The following is a 23,044-nucleotide window of genomic DNA, read 5'->3' as shown; positions in this document are numbered from 1 at the left end:
GGCGGCGAGGGCGTGGACGTGCTGGAGGCGCAGCTCACGGTGCTCGGTGATCTCGCCGAGGTCCCGACGGGCGTGCGCGGGGTGCCGTTCCTCGTCCAGCTCCCGGGGCGCGGTCCCGGCGCGGACGCGACCGGGCGGACGGCCGCGCTGCTGCCCGGCCTCCCCGTCGAGCTGGGCCCCCACGGGTGGAAGCTCGCGGACCACGGGGGTGCGGACCTGCGCCGGGCGGACGCGTACCTGCGCGAGGACCTCGAGGCGCTGGCCATCGCGGGCGCAGGGTACTCCGGGCCGCTCGCCGTGACCGTCACCGGTCCCTGGACGCTCGCCGCGGACGTGTACCTCGCGCGCGGCGACCGCGTGCTGTCGGACCGGGGCGCCGTGCGTGAGGTCGTCGAGGCGCTCGCCGTGGCCGTGGGCGAGCACGTCGCGCAGGTGCGCCGGCAGGTCCCCGGGGCGGACGTCGTCGTGCAGGTCGACGAGCCGCTGCTCGCCCAGGTCGGGACGGGCGTGCTCCCGTCGTTCTCGGGCTACTCGCGCCTGCGCGCGGTCCCCGGCCCGGACCTCGTGGACGGGCTGCGGCCCGTGCTCGACGCCGCGCGCGCCGCGTCGGCGTCGACGGTCGTCCACGTGGGTCCGGCGTGGGTGGGCGTGGCGCCCGTCGTGCTCGCGGGCGCGGACGCCGTCGGCCTCGCGCTCGGCACCTGGGACGAGCGGCTGTGGGAGACCGTCGCCCGAGCCGTCGAGCGGGGCGTCGGGCTCTGGGCCGCGCTCCCGCCCGCGAAGGTGTCGCAGTGCGCCGGCCCCGCGCTGGGCGAGCTCGCCGACGCGGTGAGCGTGCCGTGGCGCCGCATCGGGCTCCCGCTCGCCGCGCTCGACGACGTGGCGCTCCTGGGCGCCTCGCGCGCCGCCGGGGGAGGGCCGGGCCGCGGCGTCGCGGGCACCCCCGACGAGCACCGCGCGCTGCTCGCGAACCTCGGCCGCGTCGCCGACGTCCTGGCCGAGCGGGCCCACGCCTGAGCGCTGCCTGGGCGTCGGCTCGGCGGCTTCCCGCACACCGCTCGTCGTGCGTACGCTTGACCTCGCGCGGCGGTCACGACGGCGACGTGCGGACGGCCGCGCCCCGGCTCTCCGGACGGCACGGACGTGGCCCGGCGCCGATCCCGTCCCCTCACCGCGAAGGACCCCCATGCCCTTGCTGCGAGCCGTGCTGTTCGACCTCGACGGCGTCCTCACGCCCACCGCCGAGCTCCACATGCGCGCCTGGGAACGGCTGTTCGCGCCCTACAGCGCCGCGCACGGCCTCGCCCCGTACACCGCCGCGGACTACTTCGCGTCGATCGACGGCAAGCCGCGGTACGACGGCGTCGCGACGTTCCTCGCGTCGCGCGGCGTCGAGCTGCCGCGCGGCGAGGTCACGGACGCGCCCGGCGAGGGCACGGTGTGCGCGCTCGGCAACCGCAAGGACGAGATCGTCAACCGCATGTTCGCCGACGAGGGCATCACGCCCTACCCGGGCTCGGTCCGCTTCCTCGACGCCGTGACCGGGGCGGGCGCAGCCGTCGCGGTGGTGTCGTCGTCGCGCAACACGCCCGCGGTCCTCGCGGCGGCGGGCCTGGCCGACCGGTTCGCGGTCGTCGTCGACGGGAACGTCGCGGCCCGCGAGCACATCGCCGGCAAGCCGGCCCCCGACACGTACCTCTACGCGGCGCAGCTCCTCGGCGTCCCGGCCGCGGAGGCGATCGTCGTGGAGGACGCGCTCTCGGGCGTCCAGGCCGGCGCCGCCGGGGACTTCGGGCTCGTGCTCGGCGTCGACCGTGGCGTGGGCGCGGACGCGCTGCGAGCCCACGGGGCCGACGTCGTCGTCACCGACCTGGGCGAGCTGGACGCGACGGTCCTCGACCGCCCGCGCACCGCCGCGGCGTCGACCACGGCCGCACGACCCGACGAGGAGAGCGCGTGATCCGCAAGACCGCCGACGAGCAGAGCACCGTGGACCGCCTGCGCTTCCCGGCCGAGCCGTGGCGCCTCGTCGAGTCGCAGTTCTCCGCCGAGGACCTCGGCGTGACCGAGACGCTCTTCGCCGTCGCGAACGGCTACCTCGGCATGCGCGGCAACGTCGAGGAGGGGCGCGAGTCCCACTCGCACGGCACGTTCGTCAACGGATTCCACGAGACGTGGTCGATCCGGCACGCCGAGGAGGCGTACGGGTTCGCGCGCGTCGGGCAGACCATCGTCAACGTCCCCGACGCGAAGGTCATCCGGCTGTACGTCGACGACGAGCCGCTCCTGCTGCCCGTCGCGGACCTCGTCGACTACGAGCGGTCGCTCGACCTGCGCGACGGCGTCCTGCGCCGCGAGCTGCTGTGGCGCACGCCGTCGGGCAAGCGCGTGCAGATCCGCTCCGAGCGCATGGTGTCGTTCGTCGAGCGCCACCTGGCGATCATGACGTTCGAGGTCACGCTGCTCGACGCCGCGGCACCCGTCGCGATCTCGTCGCAGATCCTCAACCGGCAGGACGGCCAGGACGAGTACCACGTGCGCTCCGCGTCGCTCGGGGAGGGGTTCGACCCGCGCAAGACCGACCAGTTCTCCGGTCGGGTGCTCCAGCCGCAGTCCCAGTGGGGCGACGACGAGCGGCTCGTGCTCTCCTACCGCGCCACGAACTCGGGCATGACGCTCGCCGTCGCGGCGGACGACCTGCTCGAGACCGAGAACGAGTGGGACGTCCGGACGCAGGTGGACGAGGACCTCGCCAAGCACGTGTTCCGCGTCCACGCGGAGCCCGGCCGGCCCATCCGGCTCACCAAGCTCGTGGCGTACCACACGTCGCGCGGCGTGCCGTCGCGCGAGCTCGTCGACCGCTGCCGCCGCACGCTCGACCGCGCGCGCGAGACCGGCGTCGAGGCCCAGGTCGCCCTCCAGCGCGAGTGGCTCGACGACTTCTGGGCGCGCTCCGACGTCGAGGTCCCCGGCCAGCCCGGCATCCAGCAGGCCGTGCGCTGGAACCTGTTCCAGCTCGCCCAGGCGACCGCGCGCGCCGAGGGCAACGGCGTCCCCGCCAAGGGACTCACCGGCTCCGGGTACAGCGGGCACTACTTCTGGGACACCGAGATCTACGTCCTCCCGTTCCTCACCTACACGAGCCCCCGGTACGCGCGCAACGCGCTGCGCTTCCGCTACCAGATGCTCGACGCCGCCCGGCGGCGCGCGGCCGAGCTGTCGCAGAAGGGCGCGCTCTTCCCCTGGCGCACGATCAACGGCGAGGAGGCGTCCGCCTACTACGCGGCCGGCACCGCGCAGTACCACATCGACGCCGACGTCAGCTACGCGCTCGTGCAGTACGTCCGCGCGACGGGCGACATCGACTTCCTGCGCCGCGAGGGCGTCGACATCCTCGTCGAGACCGCGCGCATGTGGGAAGACCTGGGCTTCTGGCGCGCGAACGGCGACGACAACTTCCACATCCACGGCGTGACCGGCCCCGACGAGTACACGACCGTCGTCAACGACAACCTCTTCACCAACGTCATGGCGCGGTTCAACCTCCGCGCGGCGGCGATCGTCGTCGAGCGCATGAAGGCCGAGCACCCCGAGGACTACGCGCTGCTCGTGGACCGGCTCGGGCTCGGCGCGTACGAGGCGGCGGAGTGGGTCCGTGCGGCCGACCACATGTCGATCCCGTACGCCGAGAGCATCGGCATCCACCCGCAGGACTCGCACTTCCTCGAGCGCGAGATCTGGGACCTCGCGCACACCCCCGCGAACAAGCGCCCCCTCCTGCTGCACTACCACCCGCTCGTCATCTACCGCTACCAGGTGCTCAAGCAGGCCGACGTGGTGCTCGCGCTGTTCCTCCAGGGCCAGCACTTCACCGCGGAGGAGAAGCTCGCCGACTTCGAGTACTACGACCCGTTGACCACGGGCGACTCGACGCTGTCCGGCGTCGTGCAGTCGATCGTCGCGGCGGAGGTCGGGTACCACGAGCTCGCGCTCGAGTACTTCGTGTCGTCGCTGTTCGTCGACCTCGCGAACCTCCACGCGAACGCGGCCGACGGCGTGCACGTCGCCAGCGCGGGCGGCACGTGGTCCGCGCTCGCGTGCGGGTTCGGCGGCATGCGCGACTCCGACGGCGAGCTGAGCTTCGACCCGCGCCTTCCCCAGGACTGGGAGTCACTGACGTTCCGGGTCCAGTGGAACGGGTCGCGCCTGCGCGTCACCGTGCTCCCCGACGCGATCGAGCTCGACGCCGAGACCGGCGACGGCGCGCAGGTCACCGTGCGCGGCGAGAAGGTCAAGGTCGTCCCGGGCGAGGTCGCGCGCGTCGCGCTCGACGGTCAGGGCCCCGTGAAGCCCGGTCGCCCGAGCCTGCGCGCGCTCTCCGGCAACCGCCGCGACGACGGCACCCTCATCACCGCGACGGTCCCGCACTCCTGATCCGGGCTCTTCCGGAGCGGCGCTCCGGCCCGCCCAGGTAGAGCCGTGGTCGCGCGAGGGAGAGCCGTGGTTCTTGTGCTCGACGGCGTGTGGTCGCCCTGGGTGGTCGGGGTGGGTGGTGGTGCCGCGTCTACCATCCGCCGCTCGTTCCTCGCGGCTCCCGCCAGGCCCGCCACGACGCGGCACCACCACCCACCCCGCCCTACGTCGTCTCGCCCTGGTCGGTCCTCACCCGGGTGACCGCCCGCCGTGTCGGGTTCGCCTGCACCTTCCCCCTGCCGCACGCGGTCTCCGCCGTGGACCCGGCCATGCCGGCACGGGACCTGGCCTCACGCCGGGGACGCTCGCGGGAACTGCCCGGAACCTCCTCGCGTCGTCCCAGGTCGTGGTGCGCCGACGGCGGTAGGTTGCCGACGAGAGTGGGTCGGTCGAGCGCGGGGGAAAGAGATGAGCGGTCGTCGGTACGGGCGCGCGTGGACCGTTGCGGTCGCGGTCGTCGGCGTGGGGGCGGTGCTGTCGGCGTGCGACGGCGGCGGGGACCTGGAGGTCGCCAACGACAGCGGGGAGGACGTGACCGTCCGGACCGGGGACGAGGAGTCGGAGGTCGACGGGGGCGGTGGGGTCGTGCTCCTCGACTACGGCTGCACGCCGGGTGACGTGACGGTCGTGCGGGCGTCCGGGGCGGAGGAGGTCGTGGACGGGCCGGTGTGCCCGGACGAGAAGATCGTGATCCACGCCGACGAGGTGGTGCTGGTCCCCGTCGACGTGGACGACGACTCCTGAGCGGACGTCAGCCGAGGCGCTCGGCGAGGAAGCGGTAGTGCACCGCGGCCATGTGCGCGGCCTGGGCGTTGTTCGCCGCGCCCCCGTGGCCGCCCTCGATGTTCTCGTAGTAGGTGACGTCCTTGCCCTCGCCGAGCATCTTCGCGGCGAGCTTGCGCGCGTGACCGGGGTGGACCCGGTCGTCCTTGGTCGACGTCGTGAAGAGCACGGGCGGGTACTCCCGCTCGGCGTCGAACAGGTGGTACGGCGAGAACGTGCGGATGAACTCCCACTGCTCCGGGTCGTCCGGGTCGCCGTACTCCGCGGCCCACGACGCCCCGGCGAGGAGCTGGGTGTACCGGCGCATGTCGAGCAGCGGGACGCCGACGATCACGGCGCCGAAGAGCTCGGGGTACTGCGTGAGCATGTTGCCCGCGAGGAGACCGCCGTTGGAGCGACCCTCCATGCCGAGGTGCTCGTGCGTCGTGATCCCGCGGGCCACGAGGTCGCGCGCGACGGCGGCGAAGTCCTCGTACGCGCGGTGCCGGTTCGCCTTGAGCGCGGCCTGGTGCCAGGCCGGGCCGTACTCCCCGCCGCCGCGGATGTTCGCGACGACGTAGACGCCGCCGCGCGAGAGCCAGGCCCGGCCGAGCGCGCCGGAGTAGGCGGGCGTGAGCGAGATCTCGAAGCCGCCGTACCCGTACAGCAGGGTCGGCGCGGTCCCCGTGCCGCCGTCGCCCGCCCCCGCGACGAGGTCCGCGCGGCCCACGACGAAGTACGGCACGCGCGTGCCGTCGTCGGACGTGGCGAAGTGCTGGGCGACGGTCATGCCGTCGGCGTCGAAGAACGCGGGGTTGGACTTGACGACCTCGGGCGCACCGGCGTCGCCGGGACGCTCCCCGAGCGACAGGAGCGAGAGCGTCGTCGGCGTGAGGTAGTCGGTCGTGACGAGCCACAGGTCGTCGGTGTCGACGGGGTCGACGGCCCCGACGGCGACCGTGCCGAGCTCCGGCAGGCCCGGGATCTCGGAGCGCACCCACGGCGCGTCGGCGGTGTCCTGCCCGACGGCGGTCCCGCCGCCCCCGGGCGCGGCGGCCTCCGGCGGCGTCAGCACGTGCAGGCGGTTCTTCACGTCGTCGAGCACGTTGACCACGAGGTGGTGGCGCGTCCACGTCGCGCCGGCGAGCGACGTCGTCGCCGTGGGCTCGAAGAGCACGGTGAAGCCGCGGTCGCCCGCCAGGAAGTCGTCGAACCGTGCCGCGAGGAGCGACCCGGCGCGGTACGTGGTGCCGCCGACCGTCCAGTCGTCGCGCAGCTCGACGAGCATCCACTCGCGCCGCACGCCGACCTCGGCGGAGTCGGGCACGTCGATCTTCGTGAGGCGCTGCTCGGGCGTGCCGGTGCGCTCGGCGAGGTAGAGCTCGTCGGAGTAGAACGCCTTGGAGCGGTGGACGAAGTCGCGCTCGAACCCGGGCGTGTGCGAGCGCCACGCCGAGATGTACATGTCCTCGGCGGTGCCCTCGTAGACGGTCACCGCGGCGTCGAGCGGGGTGCCGCGCGTCCAGCGCTTGACCACGCGCGGGTACCCGGACGGCGTGAGCGTGCCCTCGCCGAAGTCGGTGAAGACATAGACGGTGTCGGCGTCGATCCAGCCGAGCGAGCCCTTGGCCTCGGCGCGGTGGAAGCCGCCGTCCTCCGGCGCGACGAACCGCTTCTCGACGAGGTCGAACTCACGCGTGACGTCGGCGTCGGAGCCGCCGGGGGAGAGCTCGACGAGCGCGTGGCGCCACGGCTCGCCCGCGGCGAGCTGCTCGGGCGTCGGGCGCAGGACGCTCGCGCCGTGCCACACCCACGACTCGCCCTCGGCCGCGGCGAGCGCGTCGAGGTCGAGCACGGTCTCCCACTCGGGGTCGTCGGTGCGGTAGGAGTCCAGCGTCGTGCGGCGCCACAGGCCGCGCTCGTGCTGCGCGTCGCGCCAGAAGTTGTAGTACCGGTCCCCGATCTTGGAGACCTCGGGAATCTTGGCGTCGGAGTCGAGCACCTCACGGATCGCGCGCTCGGTCGTGGCGAACTCGTCGGCGACCTCGAGCGTGTCGGCGACCTCGGCGTTGCGGGCGCGGACCCAGGCCAGCGCCTCGTCGCCCTCGACGGACTCGAGCCAGAGGTACGGGTCGTGGGGCGCGCCGTCGTCGGGGAGAGCGGTCTCGGAGGGGTTCTGGGGCGCGGGCGCAGGGCTCGTCGTCTGCTCGGCGGTCATGGTCCCCCACCCTACGGCGGCGCGGGCGGTGGTGCGGAGGTCACCGAGGGACCGGGACCTTCGACCTCGAACGGCCCTCCAGCCTTGCCCCACCGACAGGCTTGTGAAAACATTCACAAGTAGAGAGACCGCTGAAGGAGCCGGGGCAATCCGGCCCCGGCAGCACCCGCGGCCCGACGCCCGGCCCCGGCTGGGCACCGGAGGGGACGCATGAGCGCGAAGAGCGCCGGCACGAAGGTCGAGAACCGCACCGAGGACACCCGCACGACCCAGGAGATCGACGTCCTCGTCGAGCGAGCGCGCAAGGCGCTCGACCAGTACATGAGCCTCACGCAGGAGGACGTCGACCGGATCGTCCTCAAGGCGTCCGTCGCGGGCCTGCACCAGCACGGCCACCTCGCCCAGATGGCCGTCGCCGAGACCGGGCGCGGGGTGTTCGAGGACAAGGCGACCAAGAACATCTTCGCGTGCGAGCACGTGCCCAACTCGATGGCGAACCTCAAGACGGTCGGCATCATCGGCCGTGACGAGCTCACGGGCGTCGTCGAGATCGCCGAGCCCGTCGGCGTCGTGTGCGCCGTGACGCCGGTGACCAACCCGACGTCGACCACGATCTTCAAGTCGCTCATCGCGCTCAAGACGCGCAACCCCGTCGTGTTCGCGTTCCACCCGAGCGCGCAGCGCTCGTCCGTCGAGGCGGCCCGCATCGTGCGCGACGCCGCGGTCGCGGCCGGCGCGCCCGACGACTGCATCCAGTGGGTCGAGCACCCGTCGATCGAGGCGACCAACACGCTCATGCACCACCCGGGCGTCGCGCTCATCCTCGCCACGGGCGGCAACGGCATGGTCCGCGCCGCCTACTCGGCCGGCAAGCCCGCGCTCGGCGTCGGGGCCGGCAACGTCCCCGCCTACGTCGAGAAGAGCGCCGATCTCGGCCGCGCGATCAACGACGTCGTCATGTCGAAGTCGTTCGACAACGGCATGGTCTGCGCGTCGGAGCAGGCGCTCATCCTCGACGACGTGATCTACGACGACGCGATGCGCGAGCTGGCCCGTCTGCACGCCTACCGCGCGACGCCCGCCGAGAAGGCGATGCTCGAGCGCCTGATCTTCGGGGTCGAGGCGAACGGCACGAACTGTGCCGGCGCCAAGCTCAACCCGAAGGTCGTCGGCAAGTCGCCCGTGTGGATCGCGCGCGAGGCCGGGTTCGAGGTCCCCGACGACACGTCGATCATCCTCGCGGAGATCGACGACGTCGGCCCGGACGAGCCGCTGAGCCGCGAGAAGCTCACGCCCGTCCTCGCCGTGCTGCGCGCGCGCGACACCGAGCACGGCGTCCGCCTCGCGGAGCGCATGGTCGAGCTCGACGGCCTGGGGCACTCGGCCGCCATCCACACGGCGGACCAGGAGCTCGTCGAGCGGTACGGCTCGCGGGTCAAGGCCGTGCGCGTGCTGTGGAACAGCCCGACGTCGCTCGGCGGCATCGGCGACATCTACAACGCGCTGCTCCCGTCGCTCACCCTCGGGTGCGGCAGCTACGGCGCGAACTCGGTGTCGAACAACGTGTCGGCGGTCAACCTCATCAACGTCAAGCGGATCGGGCGGCGCAACAACAACATGCAGTGGTTCAAGGTGCCCGCCAAGACGTACTTCGAGCCGAACTCGATCCAGTACCTCGCGCAGATGCGCGACGTGCACCGCGTCACGATCGTCACCGACAAGGTCATGAGCCGCATCGGCGTCGTCGACCGCGTGCTGGACGTCCTCGCCCGCCGCGAGGAGAAGGTCGCGATCCAGATCATCGACGCGGTCGAGCCGGAGCCGAGCGTCGGCACCGTGAACCGCGGCGCCGAGTCGATGCGGGACTTCGAGCCGGACACGATCATCGCGATCGGCGGCGGCTCGCCGATGGACGCGGCCAAGGTCATGTGGCTGCGCTACGAGCACCCGGAGATCGAGTTCTCCGACATGCGTGAGAAGTTCTTCGACGTCCGCAAGCGCGCGTACAAGTTCCCGGAGCTCGGGGGCAAGGCGAAGCTCGTGTGCATCCCGACGTCGTCGGGCACCGGCGCGGAGGTGACGCCGTTCGCGGTCATCACCGACCCGGAGACGGGCTTCAAGTACCCGCTCGCGGACTACGCGCTCACCCCGACCGTCGCCATCGTCGACCCCGTGCTCACGGACACCATGCCGGCGAAGCTCGCGGCCGACTCGGGCTTCGACGCCCTCACGCACGCGACCGAGGCGTTCGTCTCCGTCTACGCGAACGACTTCACCGACGGGCTGTGCCTGCAGGCGATCAAGATGGTCTTCGAGCACATCGAGGACTCGGTCACCCAGGGTGCGGCCGCCCCGAAGGCGCGCGAGAAGATGCACAACGCGGCGACCATCGCGGGCATGGCGTTCGGCTCGGCGATGCTCGGCATCGTGCACGCCATGGCGCACACCGTGGGCTCGACGTTCCACCTCGTGCACGGGCGCACCAACGCGGTGCTCCTGCCGCACGTGATCCGCTACAACGGCCAGGTGCCCACGAAGCTCACGAGCTGGCCCAAGTACGAGCGCTACGTGGCTCCCGAGCGGTTCCAGGAGATCGCGAAGCACCTCGGCCTCCCGGCCTCCACCCCGGAGGAGGGCGTCGAGTCGTACGCGAAGGCGGTCGAGGAGCTGCGCGCCAAGGTGGGCATCGAGTCGACGTTCGCCGCGCAGGGCGTCGACGAGACGGTGTTCCTGAGCCGCCTGGACGACCTCGCGCTCCGGTCGTTCGAGGACCAGTGCGCCCCCGCGAACCCGCGGATGCCGGTCCTGGAGGACATGCGCGACATCCTCGTCGCGGCCTACCGCGGCAGCAGCCGCGAGGTCGTGCGCGCGGAGCGGCTCGCGGCCCACGAGGCCGCGAGCGCCGAGGACGGGCAGGCGGCGACCCCGCCTGCCGAGACCGTGGCGGCCGGCTGACCCTTCCTGGCCCCACGAAACCCGGAGCCCGACGGCGCGAGTCCCCTTCCGCCGTCGGGCTCCGTGCGTCTTCCGTACGTCCCCCGTTGCGTCCCCTGTGCGTCGCGGGGACGTCAGTCGCGCGTCCCCGGGCGCACGAGCCCGGCCTCGTAGGCGAGGATCACGAGCTGGACGCGGTTGGTCAGCCCGACCTTGGTGAGCAGCGAGCGCACGTGGCTCTTCACGGTCGCCTCGGTGAGGTGCAGCTCCGCGCCGATCTCGCGGTTCGACAGCCCGCGCGCGACGGCGAGCAGCACCTCGCGCTCGCGGGGCGTCGCGGCGTCCAGCCCCGTCACGGGTGCGCCGGTCTCGGCGGCGTCCGGCCCGAGCGGCGCCGTCCGCGCGAGCTCGACGTACGTCGAGATGATGCGCCCGGTGACGGCCGGGTCGAGCAGCGAGTCACCCGCGCGGACGCGGTGCACGGCGTCGACGAGCGTCTGCGGGTCCGCGTCCTTGAGAAGGAACCCGGCCGCCCCGGCGCGCAGCGCGCCGTACACGTACTCGTCGTCGTCGAACGTCGTGAGGACGAGGGTGCGCACGTCCGCGAGCTCGGGGTCCGCGACGAGGCGCGCGGTCGCCTCGATGCCGTCGAGCCGCGGCATGCGCACGTCCATGAGCACGACGTCGGGCCGCAGCGCGCGTGCCATCGTCACCGCGGTCTCGCCGTCCCCGGCCTCGCCGACGACGGTCACGTCCGGCTCGTTGTCGAGGATCATGCGCAGGCCGAGCCGGATCGTCGACTGGTCGTCCACGACGACGACGCGCACGGGAGGCAGCGTGCCGTCGTCCCCGGTCGTGGCGGGCGACGTCGTGCTCACGCCGCCTCCCGGGGGAGGCGCGCCTCGACGGTCCAGCCGCCGCGCCCGTCCGGCCCGGCGGACAGCTCGCCGCCGGCGGCGAGCGCGCGCTCGCGCATGGAGGTCAGGCCGTGCCCTTGGCGCCCCTCGGTGCTCGGCAGGGGAGGGCCCGGGTCGTGGACGCGCAGGCGCAGGTCGGGGGCGTCGTCGGTCAGCGTCACCGTGACGCCGCGGGCGAGCGAGTGGAGGAGCACGTTGGTCAGGGCCTCCTGGGCGATGCGGACGACGGCGAGGCCGGTCTCGGCGCTCGTCGTCGGCCACGGGCGGGGGAGCGTGAGGTCGACGGCGCGGCCCGCGTCGCGCAGGCGGCGCGCGGCCGCGCGGAGCTCGTCGGGCGCGCGGGTGCCGTCGGGCGTCGGGGCGAGGGCCGCCGCCCCGCCGTCGGCCTCGGTGCCGCGGCGCAGCACCTGCACGACCGAGCGCATCGCGGTCAGCGCCTGCTTGCCCTCGTCGCTGATCCAGCGCACCGCCTCGGCGGGAGCCTCGGGCTGGTTCGCCGCGACGCGGTCCGCGGCCTGCGCCCGCACGACGATCGCGGACATGTGGTGCGCGACGACGTCGTGCAGCTCGCGCGCGATCCGTGTGCGTTCGGCGAGCACCGCGCGCTCGGCCAGCTCCGCCTGGAGCGCCTGGAGCTCGGCGTTGCGCTCGCGCAGCCGCTCGGACGTCAGCGCGAGGCGACGGAAGAAGTAGCCGGCCGCGACCGCGCCCAGGACGAGCGCGAGGGCGAGCAGCACGTCCGACGGCGACCGGGCGAGCCCGATCCACAGCGGGGAGAACGGGGTCGGGGGGAACGTCAGGTGCGGTCGGGACCAGAGCTGCATCGCGAACGCCGAGAGGCCGCCGGCGAGGCCGGCGAGCGCCCACGGGACGGCGCCCGAGCGGGTCGCGGCGAACCCCGCGACCAGGAGCGGCAGGAGCTCGAACGGCGTCTGCATGGTCCACGGGAGGGCGAGGGGGTAGAGCATGGCCGTGGCCCAGAAGAGCGGGCCCGGCACGACGCGGCGCAGGGCGAGGGTCAGGACGATCCACAGCCCGGCCACGCGGTACGACTCGGGGTTGCGGGGGTACCAGTAGTCGCCGCTCTCCATCACCGTGATGACCGTGAACCACACGAGGCCCGCGGCGAGCGCGGTCACGAGGTCCTGCGCCCACACGGGCAGACGGGTGAGCTGGGGCACCCGTCCACGGTAGCGGGACGCCCCGTGCCGGAGGACCGTCCTCGGGCGGGCAGGCCGGGGCGCCCGCCTCCGCCCCAGGGCGGAGGTCACGCGGTGCTCCCTGACCGCCCTCGGGCGGTGTGCGTCCCCGCCACCGGGCCGATGCGGCGGTGCGCGAGACCACGGGACGCTCGCCGCCATGCGGAGAATCTCCCAACCGGTCCGCGCACGGGTGGTCACCTACGGCGTCGTCGGCCTGCTCCTGGCGACCGCGGCCACGGGCACCGAGGCGTGGCCGCTCACCTCGTTCCGGCTGTTCAGCATGGTGCGGACGAGCACGGCCACCGAGCTCGAGCTCGTCGCCGTGCATGCCGACGGGGCACGGTCGCCCGTGCGCTTCGGTGCGGGCAACCCCGTTCTCGAGACGACGGCCGACCTCCTCGACGACGTCGTCGACCAGGAGCCGGAGCGGCAGCGCGCCATGGTGCGCGCCTGGCTCGGCGCCGCGCACCTGGCGCCCGACGACGTCGACGTCGTCCGCGTCGAGCGCGTCGAGCGGACGGTGGGCGCCGATCTGTCGCGGACCGAGGTGTCGCGCCAGGTCGTGGTGGAGGTACGGCCGTGAGCTCCCGCCAGGTCGACCCGCCCGTCGCGAGGTCGACCCCCCCGAGGGGCGGTCCCGACCGCTCGGGTCGATCTCGTGGCCGCCGTCGTCCGGCGCGCGCGGATGATCGACTCCGCCCTGCTGGGGCCCGTGCCCGAACGCACGCTCGCCCTCGTCCACGCCCTCGTCGCCGTCGTGATCGGGCTGCGGCTGCTCGGCGGGGACTGGACCCTCGTGGCAGCCCGGCCCGCAGTCCTCACCGGCGGCCCGACGTCGTTCGGCTGGCTCCCGTTCGCCGTGCCCGTGGCCGTTCTCGTCGGGTTGCGGGTCGTGGGTCTCCTCGGCGTGGCGCTCGTGCTCGCACGGGTGCGCGTGCGTGTCGGTCTCGCCGTCGCGTGGGGCGCGTACGTGCTGCTCACGGCCCTGTGGGGGAGCTCGGGAAAGGTGCTGCACAACGACGTCCTGACCATCACGGTGGGCATCGTGCTGCTCGCGGCGACCGTGCCGACGCGACCCCGGCCCGGGACCGTCGCTCGGTCCGGATGGGCGGTCCACGGGGCGCTCGCGGTCGTGGGCTGCATCTACCTCCTCACGGGTGTGCAGAAGCTCGTCCACAGCGGACCGGCCTGGGCGTTCGGCGACAGCATGGCGTGGATCCTGCGGCAGGGGACGTCCCCGCTCGGGGAAGGGCTCACCCGTGCCGTCGCCGACCAGCCGGTCCTGACGCGCGCGCTCGCGACGGGTGCGCTCGTCCTCGAGCTCACCGCGCCCCTCTGGCTCGCCGTCCGCGTCACGAGGATCCCGTTCGCGGTCGCGGTGGCGGCCATGCACACGAGCATCTGGGTGTTCCTCGGCCTGGACTACTCCGCGTGGGTCCTCACGGTCGCCGCGGTCGCGGTGCCGACCGGGCTGCGGGACGCCTCGCGCGCGACACCTCCCGCGGACGGCAGGGCTGGGACACCGCCCGCGGGCTGAGAGGGCGTCGGACCTCGGGTGGACCGGACCGAGGGCGGTGCGCCGGACGGCGGAGATCCGGGTGCCGCCGTCGGGTCGATGTGACGAGGTGGCGCGGCGGGCGAGCCTCGAGGCATGACCACGACACCCTTGCGCCCCGCCCGTCCCGCCCGCCACGTCCCGGGTCGTCCCGGTCCCCGACGCGTCGGCCGCGCCGTCGTCGGCGTCCTCGTCGTCGGTGCGCTCGGTGCGGTGGGGGCGTTCACGTACCTCACCGTGACGACGCGCGCCGGCGGCGCCGTCGCCGACCCGTCGCCCACCCTGCGCCCGCAGACCGCGACCGGTCTCGACCCGGAGCTCGAGCGCCGCTTCGACGCGGCACGCGCCGCCGCGGACGCCGACGGCGTCGAGCTCACCCTCACGTCCGGGTGGCGCACCGCGGCCGAGCAGCAGGAGCTCGTGGACGCGGCGCTGGAGCGCTACGGCTCGGCCGAGGAGGCGCACCGCTGGGTCCTGCCGCCCGAGTCGTCCGAGCACGTCGCGGGGCTCGCGATCGACGTCGGGCCGACGGACGGCGCGCTGTGGCTCGAGCAGCACGGCGCGGAGTTCGGCCTGTGCCGCACGTACGCGAACGAGCTGTGGCACTTCGAGGCCGCGACGGAGCCCGGCGGCACGTGCCCGCCCATGCACGACGACGCGTCCCACGGCTGGGGGTGACCGCCCGTCGGCCGGGTGTCACGACCTGACGGTGGCCTCCTGTCGCTGGAGCCAGGCGAGGATGAGGCGGGTGGTCTCCTCCGGCAGCTCCTGCTGGATCCAGTGGCCGCAGTCCAGCTCCACGACCTCGACGCGCGGGACGAACACCTCGAGGTTCGGCGCCCTCATGACCGTGTCCCGGGCGCCGTAGATCATCAAGGCACGTTGGCGGACGATCGGGTCGACGTCCTTCATCAGCTCCCAGTTGCGGTCCAGGTTGCGGTACCAGTTCACGCTCGGGGTGAATCCCGACGCCTCGAACGCGTCGACGAACACCTCCAGCTCGGCGTCGCTCATCACCGGCTCGCCGCGCGGAGCCTCGGCGTGGGCGAGGCCGAGGAGCCACACGCCCGGCTCCGGCTCGGCCGCGGGCTCGTTCGTGCGGTACAGGTTGCGCAGGAACCGGCGGGCGTTCGCGTCGAACACCGCGTCCGCCACGCCCGGCCGGCGGTTGAAGTGGACGAAGTACGAGTCGCTGCCGGCCACCGCCTCGATGAACGCGAGGGGCGGCACCTCGCCGCGCTCCATGTACGGCACGCTGAGCGCGACCACCTCGTGCACGCGGGTCGGGTGCAGCACAGCAGCGCTCCACACCACGTTCGCGCCCCAGTCGTGGCCCACGAACGTGGCGTCCTCGTACCCGTAGTGGTCCAGGAGCCCGACGAGGTCGCCGGTCAGGTGCACGACGTCGTAGTCGGACACCTCGGCGGGGCGGGACGACCTGCCGAAGCCGCGCTGGTTGGGGGCGATGACGTGGTAGCCCGCGTCGGCGAGCGCGGCCATCTGATGGCGCCACGAGAAGGCCAGCTCCGGCCAGCCGTGGCAGAGGACGACGGGTCTGCCGGCGTTCGCCTGCCCCGCCTCGAAGACCTCGAGCTCGATGCCGTTGACGGCGACCATGGTCGGTTCGGGAAAGTCGAGGGTGTGTGACACGGTGCTTGTCCTTCCGGTGATGCGCCGATGCGCGCGGTGCGGCGATCGATCGGCGCGACCGTAGAGACCATCGCGGACAGGGGCTGTCCGCGGTGCGCGGGAGGCTGGGAACATGTCGACGAATCCCACCGGTCGCGCGCTCAGGCTGCTCTCGCTGCTCCAGACGCACCGGTTCTGGCCGTGTGCCGAGCTCGCCCGGCGACTCGGCGTGACCGAGCGGACGGTGCGCCGCGACGTGGATCGTCTCCGAGGGCTCGGCTATCCCGTCGCCGCCACCTCGGGCCGGTACGGGGGCTATCGCCTCGAGTCCGGAGCGCACCTGCCGCCGCTCGTGGTCGACGACGACGAAGCCGTCGCGCTCGCCGTCGGGCTCGGGTGTGCGGCGGTCGCCGCCGTCGACGGCATGGAGGAGACGTCGCTGCGTGCCTTCGCCAAGGTCGAGAGCCTGCTGCCGCACCGACTGCGCCGGCGGGTGGCGGCGCTGCGCTCCAGCATCAGGCCCGTGCCGTCGCCGACCGACCAGGGCCTGGTCGACCCGGGGGCGCTCAGCGTGCTCGCGGCCGCGTGCCGCGACCACGAGCTCGTCCGGTTCCCCTACCGCGCCGGCGACGGCACCCTGACTCGGCGCCTGGTCGAACCGCACCAGCTCGTCGCCGCCGACCGCCGCTGGTACCTCGTCGCGTGGGACCGGGACCGCGACGACTGGCGCACCTTCCGGCTCGACCGGCTCGCGCGTCCGCAGGCGACCGGGGGCCGCTTCGCGCCCCGCGAGATCCCCCGTGGTGGCGCGGCGGCGCTCGTCGCCCACGCCCTCGGCGCGGTCCCCCGAGAGCGGGTCGCCACCCTCGTCCTGGACGCCGAGCCCGACCACCTCGCCGAGGCGCTCCGGTGGGTGGACCACGACGTGGTCGACGCCGCGCCGCGGGCCGTGGTGGTCCGGATCCGTGGCGAGGACGTCGGGCGGCTGGCCATGACGGTCGCACGGTTGGCTCTCAGCGCCCCCGTGCGCGTGGTCGAGCCCGACGACCTGGCGGACGCCGTCGAGCGCCTCGGCGCCCACCTCGCGCACCGGCGTCGGCCCTGAGCGCGACGGCCTCGCGCCGGCCGCGCCCGACGGGGAGGGCGGCGGATGTCGGCGGTCCGCGCGATGATGTGCGGGTGAGCGAGAGCACCCCCGCGACGTCCGCCCCGACCCCTCCGACCGTGACGGACCAGGAGGTCCCCACGGCCACGTCTGCCGCCGAGCTCGACGAGGCCGCCGCGCAGCGGCGCTGGGCCGAGCTCGTCGCCCAGGTCGAGGCCGACCAGCGCGCGTACTACGAGGAGGACCAGCCCGTCTCCTCGGACGCCGAGTACGACGCCCGGATGCACGAGCTCCAGGCGCTCGAGGCCGCGCACCCCGCTCTCCAGTCGCCCGAGTCGCCCACGCAGCGCGTCGGGGGCCGGGCCGCGGCGGGCTTCGCGACGGTCCAGCACCTCGAGCCGATGCTGTCGCTCGACAACGCGTTCAGCGAGGAGGACCTCGCGGCGTGGGCGGCACGCGTGCACCGCGACCTCGGCGTGGCCGCCGACGCCGAGGTGGACTACCTCTGCGAGGTGAAGATCGACGGGCTCGCCATCGCGCTGCTCTACGAGAAGGGCCGGCTCGTCCGGGCGGCCACGCGCGGGGACGGGCGCACGGGCGAGGACGTGTCCGCCAACGTGCGGACGATCGAGAGCATCCCGCAGCGCCTCGGCGGCGACCCGGCGACCCACCCCGACGTCATCGAGATCCGCGGCGAGGTGTTCATGGGCGTCGCGGACTTCGCGGCGCTCAACGAGAAGCTCGTCGCTGCGGGCCAGGCGCCGTACGCGAACCCGCGGAACACCGCGGCCGGGTCGCTGCGGCAGAAGGACCCGGCCGTCACCGCGAGCCGCAACCTGCGCATGTACGCCCACGGCGTCGGCGCGCTCCAGTGGGAGGCCGGCGAGCACGCCGAGCTCGCGCGGCAGTCCGCCGCGTACGACCTGTTCGAGCAGTGGGGCGTCCCGGTGTCGCCGCACAACCGGGTCGTCCACGGCCTCGACGAGGTCATGGAGCGCATCGCCTACTTCGGCGAGCACCGGCACGACATCGAGCACGAGCTCGACGGGATCGTCGTCAAGGTCGACGAGCTCGCGCTCCAGCGCCGGCTCGGGGCCACGAGCCGCGCGCCCCGGTGGGCCATCGCGTACAAGTACCCGCCGGAGGAGGTCAACACGCGCCTGCTCGCGATCCAGGTCGGCGTGGGCCGCACGGGCCGCGCGACCCCGTACGCCGTCATGGAGCCGGTCAAGGTCGCGGGCAGCACGGTGCGCCAGGCGACCCTGCACAACCAGGACGTCGTCCGGGCCAAGGGCGTGCGCATCGGCGACATGGTCGTGCTGCGCAAGGCGGGCGACGTCATCCCGGAGATCCTCGGCCCCGTCGCGGCGCTCGCGGACGACGGCTACCCGCGCGAGGACTTCGTCATGCCGGCGGACTGCCCCGAGTGCGGCACGCCGCTGCGCCCGATGAAGGAGGGCGACGTCGACCTGCGCTGCCCCAACGCCGAGTCGTGCCCGGCCCAGGTGCGCGGCCGCGTGGAGCACGTCGGCTCGCGCGGGGGGCTGGACGTCGAGGTGCTGGGCGAGGTGACGGCGGCGGCGCTCACGCAGCCGCTCGAGCCCGCCGAGCCGCCGCTGCGGACCGAGGCCGGGCTGTTCGACCTGAGCGTGGACCAGCTCGTGCCGATCCGGGTCGTGGTGCGCGACTCGGAGACGGGGCTGCCACGCGAGTACGACGGCACGGGCGAGCCCGCCGAGATCACCATGCCTGACGGCTCGACCGCGACGGTCAAGTCCGTCTGGCCGTTCCGCAAGAAGCGCAAGCTCTCCAAGGCGGCGGAGCGCGAGGCGATCGAGGCGGGGGAGCCGCTCTTCGAGGCGTCGACGAACGCGACGAAGCTCGTGGAGGAGCTCGAGCTCGCCAAGACGAAGGACCTGTGGCGCATCCTCGTGAGCCTCAACATCCGGCACGTCGGCCCGGTCGCGGCGCGCGCCCTGGCGGACTGGTTCGGCTCCCTCGACGCGATCCGCGCGGCGTCGCGCGACGAGCTCGCCGCGGTCGAGGGTGTGGGCCCGGTGATCGCGGACCAGGTCGTCGAGTGGTTCACGGTCGACTGGCACGTCGAGATCGTCGACCGCTGGCGCGCCGCGGGCGTGCGGTTCGACATCCCGGACCACCCGGGTCCCGGCGCGCGCCAGGAGCCGACGGGCCCGCTCGCGGGCCTGACGGTCGTCGTCACGGGCTCGCTCGAGGGCTTCAGCCGCGACGGCGCCAAGGAGGCCGTGATCGCCGCGGGCGGCAAGTCGTCGGGGTCGGTCTCGAAGAAGACGGACTTCGTGGTCGTCGGTGCGAACGCGGGCTCGAAGGAGACGAAGGCCCGCGACCTCGGCCTGCCGATCCTCGACGAGGAGGGCTTCGTCGCGCTGCTCGCCGGCGGCCCGGACGCCGTGGCCGACCGCGTGCGCACGGGCGACGGTGCCGACGAGGAGGATCCGCGCGCGGACGGCTGAGCCGGACGTCGCGCCGCGGTGCTGCGCGCAGACCGACGCGCCGGGCAAAGGTCCGCTACCCGACGAGCGGCCACCAGTGGCGCTCGACGAGGTCGCCCGGTGCTGCCCGGGGCACCCAGGCGCCCGGGACCCGGACGTCGACGGCGCCGGTGCGGAAGACGACGAAGTGCGCGTGCGGGGTCGGCCAGGGATAGCCGGAGCCGGAGCGCACCGTGTTGCGGACGTAGCCGACGACCGTGAGGTCGCCGGGGGCGCCGAGCACGTCACCGGCCACCCGTCGGGCCGCGGCCCACCCCGACTCGCCGGGCTCGACCCGCGTGGTCGGGAGGTCCCGCTTCCCGGTGCCGTCCCGGGGGACGCAGAACACCGCGTCGTCGCGCTCGACGAGGAGCCGGACGAGGCTCGCCGGCTCGGGGCAGCTCACGCCCTCGGCCCGCACCACGGCGGCGCGCCCGCCGGGCGGCAGCCACGGCGCGTCCGCGACGGTCCGGACGATCTGCTCCGACGCCGTCATCCGGCGGTCGGGCGTCCCGGCCGCCGGGCCACGACCTCGCGCAGCCGCGCGACGCCGTCGGACGGGACGGGGAGCGACGGGCCGCGCGGGGGAGCGGTCGGCACGCCGAGGAGGGTCGCGAGCGCGTGGAACCCGCTCACCGGGCGCAGCGACGCCAGGACGTCCGTGAGCGCGCGCAGCCAGTCCGCGACCTGGGCGTCGGGTGCGGTGCCCGCGGCCCGGGCGCGCCGGAGCGTCACGTACTCGGCGGGCACGAGCGCCGCGAGCCCCGTGTGCCAGGCGTCCGCTGCTTCGGCACCGCCGACGATCGCCGCGTCGCCGCTGAGCCCGACGCTCACGCCGAGACCCTCGGTCGCCGCCCGGAGCGCCGCGACGCGGCCCGCCGGCCGCGCGGGCGTGGCCGCCGGGTCCTTGACGGCCGTGACGGTCGTGGTGCGCGCGAGCCGGACGAGCGCGCCGGGCGTGACGTCGTACGCCGTCTGCACGCTCCGGTTGTAGTAGCAGACCGGCAGGTCGACAGCCGACGCGAGGGCCTCGAACACCGCCACGACCTCGTCCTCGTCGAGCGGGAGGTAGGAGAACGGCGCGAGCACGAGCCCGTCGGCCCCGGCGTCCCGCGCCGCGCGGGCGCGCGTGACGACCTCGCGCGTGGACGCGCCGCTCACGGCGACGTGCACGGGGACGCGCGGCGAACCGGCCGCGGAGCCTGCCGCGACGGCGGCACGCACGGCGGCGTCGCGCTCCTCCGGCGCGAACGTCACCCCCGCTCCCGACGACGCGAGGACGACGACGCCGTCGACCCCCGCGCGGGCGGCACCGCGCACGAGCGCGGCGAGCGCGTCGAGGTCGGGTGCGTCGTCGGGGGTGAGCGGCGTGATCGGGTAGGCGAGGAGGCCGTGGAACGAGGTCACGCGCCGAGTGTAGGGAACGGGGTGCGGGGCGCGCCGGGGGTCAGCGGCTCGCCCAGAGGATCCCGCGCTCCACGATCGTGCGGACGGGCGGGACCTCGAGGTCCGCGAGCTGGTGGCCCGCGGCGCACACGAAGATGCGGCCGGCGCCCCAGCGGCGCGTCCACACGGCGGGGGAGACCACGGGCTCGTGCCACGGGTCGCCGTCGCGCGGGACGATCGTCGTCGTCGCGAGGACCTCGTTGTACGAGTCGGCGAGCACCCAGTACTGCTCGGAGTGCAGCGCGATGGAGCTGATGCCCGCGACGATGGGGTGGTCCGCGTGCTCGGGGGCGATCTCGATCGTGTGGTCGATGAGGTCGTGCGCATGGGCCGCGAACTGCCCGCCCACCATCTGGAGGTAGTCGGTCGCGAGCCGGAACGAGTCCACGATCCCGCCGTGCCAGCCGGCGAACCCGGTGCCGTTCGCGATCGCGGTGCGCAGCCCGCGCATCTCGTCGGGGAGGATCTCGCCCATCGTCCAGCACTGCACGACGAGGTCCAGGCTCGCCATGAACTCCTCGTCGGCGTACGACTCCAACGATCCCTCGAGCGTCACGTCGTAGCCGGACGCCTCCAGGAACGGGACGAACAGCTCCGCCGCCTCCTCGGGTGCGTGCCCGGGCCAACCGCCCCGGACCACGAGCGCTCGACGGTCCCGCTCGGTCATGACTCCTCCTCGTGCCTCGTCACACTCGTCACGCCCGCGTGTCGCGGGCAGCGGCCCCCGGCGACCGCGCTCAGGCGATGAGCGCGTCGATCGCTGCGGGCGAGAGTACGTGATCGACGGCCATGGCGCTCGCACCGAGCACGCCGGCCTGGCCCCGTGCCTGCGACGTGACGATGCGCAGGTGCTGCGTCGCGAGGGGGAGCGACCGCTGGTACACGATCTCGCGGATGCCCGCGATGAGGTGCTCGCCGGCCTCGGCGACGATGCCGCCGATGACGATGAGCGACGGGTTGAGGAGGCTCACGCATGCCGCGAGCACCGAGCCGATGTCGCGTCCGGCCTGGCGGACCGCCTGGCTCGCGGCGAGGTCCCCGCCACGGACGAGGGTGACGACGTCGGCGCTGTTCGTCGCGTCGAGGCCCGCGGCCGCGAGCGCGGCGGCGACCGCCTGGCCGCTCGCGACGGCCTCGAGGCACCCGACGTTCCCGCAGCGGCAGGGGACGTCGGCCGCGCTCGGGACGGCGACGTGGCCGATGTCGCCGGCGGCGCCCTGCGCGCCGCGCCGCAGCTCGCCGTCGGCGATGATGCCGGACCCGATGCCGGTGGCGACCTTGACGAACAGCATGTCGGTCACGGCGGGCCACGCGGTGCGGTGCTCGCCGAGCGCCATGATGTTCACGTCGTTGTCCACGAGGACCGACGCGTTGAACCGCTTCTGGAGGATCCCGGGGACGTCGACGTCGTCCCACGCGGGCATGATCGGCGGGTTGATCGGCCGGCCGGTCGAGTGCTCGACAGGCCCGGGCAGGCCGACGCCGACGCTCACGAGGTCGTCGAGGCTGCGCCCGGTCGTCGCGACGAGCTTCTCGCCCGTGTCCGCGACCCAGGACAGGACGACGTCGGGGCCGTCGGCGATCGCGAGCGCGGCGTCGGTCTCGGCGAGCACGTTGGACGCGAGGTCGGTCACGGCCAGACGGGCGTGGGTCGCGCCGAGGTCGACGGCGAGGACGATGCGCGCCTCAGGGCTGAAGGCGAAGGTCACGGGCGGTCGCCCGCCGGTCGAGCTCGCCTCTCCCGCGGGGGCGATGAGGCCCGCCGACATGAGGAGGTCGATCCGGGCGGCGATGGTGGATCGCGCCTGCCCCGTGATCGCTGCGAGGTCCGCGCGGGTGCGCGGCTGACCGTCCCGGAGCAGCTGGAACATGTCGCCGGCGCCGGTCGGGCGCGGCGCGAACTTCAGCAGTTCCTCCATGGGCACAGTGAATCACGGAGCCTCTCGTCGGTCGTCCGTACATGCCGGACGAGTCATCGGCTTTTGCTTGACGATCGCCAAAAGGTACCCTACTGTCCCCTCCCAAGGCGACACGGACGTCGTCGGAAGTTGTGGAGACCCGAGGACGGGCCTCCCGTCCGGGCGAAACCCGCCCCACGCGCTCGCGCAGACCCCCGCAGCCAGGCCGACATCTCGGCGGTTCGGCTTGTCAGCCGGCCATCGTCCCACGTGTCGACCTGCCTGAGGAATCGCGGCCCGCCCGTCGCGTGGGAGCGTTCCCTCGCCCTCTCAGCGCGCGTCCACTTTTGCTGGTAACGAAGTTGTAACAGCGGCAAAAGGCTGCGATCTTATGA

At 73.9% G+C, this 23,044-nt stretch carries 18 protein-coding genes; 10 read left to right on the top strand and 8 right to left on the bottom strand.

Going from position 1 to position 23,044, the window contains the following annotated elements; translation table 11 throughout:
* The 4 genes from FB00_RS22440 to FB00_RS17050 all read left to right on the top strand — a co-directional run.
* The coding region (locus FB00_RS22440) for a hypothetical protein (protein ID WP_197088841.1) at nt 1-1,017 on the top strand (1,017 nt) is incomplete at its 5' end.
* Between the two features lie 169 nt (nt 1,018-1,186).
* Entirely contained in the window at nt 1,187-1,960 is a 774-nt protein-coding gene (locus FB00_RS17060) for an HAD family hydrolase (RefSeq protein WP_047234110.1), read from the top strand.
* A complete protein-coding gene (locus tag FB00_RS17055) occupies nt 1,957-4,434 on the top strand; it encodes a glycoside hydrolase family 65 protein (RefSeq protein WP_047234109.1) in 2,478 nt (825 codons plus the stop codon). The genes FB00_RS17060 and FB00_RS17055 overlap by 4 nt, the downstream gene beginning before the upstream one ends.
* Before the next feature lie 447 nt (nt 4,435-4,881).
* Nucleotides 4,882-5,217: a hypothetical protein gene (locus FB00_RS17050; RefSeq protein WP_047234108.1), complete on the top strand. Its 336-nt coding sequence runs from the start codon at nt 4,882-4,884 to the stop codon at nt 5,215-5,217.
* Nucleotides 5,218-5,224: 7 nt separating this feature from the next.
* On the opposite strand, the gene FB00_RS17045 is transcribed toward FB00_RS17050, so the two are convergent.
* On the bottom strand, nt 5,225-7,453 hold the full coding sequence (locus tag FB00_RS17045; RefSeq protein ID WP_047234107.1) for a prolyl oligopeptidase family serine peptidase: 2,229 nt from the start codon (nt 7,451-7,453) through the stop codon (nt 5,225-5,227).
* A 210-nt stretch (nt 7,454-7,663) separates the two neighbouring features.
* On the opposite strand from FB00_RS17045, the gene adhE reads away from it, so the two are divergent.
* Nucleotides 7,664-10,408 carry a bifunctional acetaldehyde-CoA/alcohol dehydrogenase gene (adhE, locus tag FB00_RS17040; protein ID WP_082141442.1) on the top strand — a complete coding sequence of 915 codons (2,745 nt, stop codon included), beginning with the start codon at nt 7,664-7,666 and terminating at the stop codon, nt 10,406-10,408.
* 113 nt (nt 10,409-10,521) lie between these two features.
* On the opposite strand, the gene FB00_RS17035 is transcribed toward adhE, so the two are convergent.
* On the bottom strand, nt 10,522-11,265 hold the full coding sequence (locus FB00_RS17035; RefSeq protein WP_269430024.1) for a response regulator: 744 nt from the start codon (nt 11,263-11,265) through the stop codon (nt 10,522-10,524).
* Nucleotides 11,262-12,485 carry a sensor histidine kinase gene (locus FB00_RS21275; protein ID WP_052877743.1) on the bottom strand — a complete coding sequence of 408 codons (1,224 nt, stop codon included), beginning with the start codon at nt 12,483-12,485 and terminating at the stop codon, nt 11,262-11,264. Before FB00_RS21275 ends, FB00_RS17035 begins: the two co-directional genes overlap by 4 nt.
* A gap of 178 nt (nt 12,486-12,663) precedes the next feature.
* On the opposite strand from FB00_RS21275, the gene FB00_RS17025 reads away from it, so the two are divergent.
* From FB00_RS17025 to FB00_RS17015, 3 genes are all read left to right on the top strand, one after another.
* Complete coding sequence (locus tag FB00_RS17025; RefSeq protein WP_156186440.1) at nt 12,664-13,089, top strand: hypothetical protein; 426 nt, start codon at nt 12,664-12,666, stop codon at nt 13,087-13,089.
* 75 nt (nt 13,090-13,164) lie between these two features.
* A complete protein-coding gene (locus FB00_RS17020; protein WP_047234105.1) occupies nt 13,165-14,043 on the top strand; it encodes a hypothetical protein in 879 nt (292 codons plus the stop codon).
* A gap of 114 nt (nt 14,044-14,157) precedes the next feature.
* Nucleotides 14,158-14,739, top strand: coding sequence for a M15 family metallopeptidase (locus tag FB00_RS17015; protein ID WP_082141440.1), 582 nt, complete (start codon nt 14,158-14,160; stop codon nt 14,737-14,739).
* 18 nt (nt 14,740-14,757) lie between these two features.
* Here the strand turns inward: FB00_RS17015 and FB00_RS17010 are convergent, their stop codons facing one another.
* On the bottom strand, nt 14,758-15,711 hold the full coding sequence (locus FB00_RS17010; RefSeq protein WP_047234104.1) for an alpha/beta fold hydrolase: 954 nt from the start codon (nt 15,709-15,711) through the stop codon (nt 14,758-14,760).
* Nucleotides 15,712-15,823: 112 nt separating this feature from the next.
* Here FB00_RS17010 and FB00_RS17005 point away from each other — a divergent pair, with 112 nt between their 5' ends.
* Both FB00_RS17005 and ligA read left to right on the top strand, forming a co-directional pair.
* The gene (locus tag FB00_RS17005; RefSeq protein ID WP_047234103.1) at nt 15,824-16,795 is read left to right on the top strand and encodes a helix-turn-helix transcriptional regulator; all 972 of its coding nucleotides are present in this window, start codon (nt 15,824-15,826) and stop codon (nt 16,793-16,795) included.
* 74 nt (nt 16,796-16,869) lie between these two features.
* Nucleotides 16,870-19,287 carry an NAD-dependent DNA ligase LigA gene (ligA, locus tag FB00_RS17000; protein WP_395980634.1) on the top strand — a complete coding sequence of 806 codons (2,418 nt, stop codon included), beginning with the start codon at nt 16,870-16,872 and terminating at the stop codon, nt 19,285-19,287.
* A gap of 55 nt (nt 19,288-19,342) precedes the next feature.
* Here the strand turns inward: ligA and FB00_RS16995 are convergent, their stop codons facing one another.
* The 4 genes from FB00_RS16995 to FB00_RS16980 form a co-directional block, all read right to left on the bottom strand.
* The gene (locus FB00_RS16995; RefSeq protein ID WP_047234102.1) at nt 19,343-19,801 is read right to left on the bottom strand and encodes an NUDIX hydrolase; all 459 of its coding nucleotides are present in this window, start codon (nt 19,799-19,801) and stop codon (nt 19,343-19,345) included.
* Entirely contained in the window at nt 19,798-20,712 is a 915-nt protein-coding gene (locus FB00_RS16990) for a dihydrodipicolinate synthase family protein (RefSeq protein ID WP_047234101.1), read from the bottom strand. Before FB00_RS16990 ends, FB00_RS16995 begins: the two co-directional genes overlap by 4 nt.
* Before the next feature lie 40 nt (nt 20,713-20,752).
* Nucleotides 20,753-21,418, bottom strand: coding sequence for a ThuA domain-containing protein (locus FB00_RS16985; RefSeq protein WP_047234100.1), 666 nt, complete (start codon nt 21,416-21,418; stop codon nt 20,753-20,755).
* A gap of 70 nt (nt 21,419-21,488) precedes the next feature.
* Complete coding sequence (locus FB00_RS16980; protein ID WP_047234099.1) at nt 21,489-22,670, bottom strand: ROK family transcriptional regulator; 1,182 nt, start codon at nt 22,668-22,670, stop codon at nt 21,489-21,491.
* Nucleotides 22,671-23,044: the final 374 nt, after the last annotated feature.

Source organism: Cellulosimicrobium funkei, assembly GCF_001019615.1.
GTDB lineage: Bacteria > Actinomycetota > Actinomycetes > Actinomycetales > Cellulomonadaceae > Cellulosimicrobium > Cellulosimicrobium cellulans_E.
This window is presented reverse-complemented; position numbering and strand designations above follow the sequence as displayed.